1 protein-coding gene is annotated in these 506 nt (G+C 38.1%); it reads left to right on the top strand.

Annotation, left to right across the window (positions count from 1 at the left end; all coding sequences use genetic code 11):
• Positions 1-33: 33 nt before the first annotated feature.
• The gene (locus AB840_RS15745; protein WP_002469035.1) at positions 34-378 is read left to right on the top strand and encodes an ArsR/SmtB family transcription factor; all 345 of its coding nucleotides are present in this window, start codon (positions 34-36) and stop codon (positions 376-378) included.
• Positions 379-506: the final 128 nt, after the last annotated feature.

Genomic DNA, 506 nt, shown 5'->3' with positions numbered 1-506 from the left:
ATATAATGTAATTGTGAAATGGAGGAGGAAATAATGTCTGAAAACTGGTGTACACCAAAACCAAAACTAACGGAACGTCCCTTATTAGATACAGAGAACGCTGAAAGTTTAAGTGAGACCTTTAAAATACTTTCTAATGGGACACGGCTTAGAATACTGCATACCTTGCTTCGAACTCCAAATGCATCTGTTAGCGAGGTGGCAGAACAGCTTGAAATGAAACCTCAAGCCATTTCTAACCAACTTCAACGATTGGTTGATAAAGGCATCGTTTGCAGTATTCGTGAAGCCAATTTTATTCGGTACCGAATTGTTGATAATTGCGTCGTTAGTCTATTAGATCGAGGTTGGTGTTTAACCGAAGATTTACCTAAATAATAAGGAGGAGTTTAGTATGGAAAAATGTGCGAGACCGAACTGTAATTGTGTTCTTGGGGAAACAAAAGTAGAAGTAGCAGGAAAAGTTTACTGTAGTCAAGAATGTGTAGACAACTGTACTGATGAAG

This window comes from Megasphaera cerevisiae DSM 20462 (assembly GCF_001045675.1).
In the GTDB taxonomy this organism is placed as follows: Bacteria; Bacillota; Negativicutes; order Veillonellales; family Megasphaeraceae; genus Megasphaera; species Megasphaera cerevisiae.
The sequence above is the reverse complement of the archived record's forward strand: the minus strand, read 5'-3'. Positions and strand labels throughout refer to the sequence as shown.

Coding starts and splice junctions, on each gene's coding strand:
- AB840_RS15745 (WP_002469035.1), top strand. CDS start 34: ATGTCTGAAAACTGGTGTACACCAAAACCAAAACTAACGGAACGTCCC.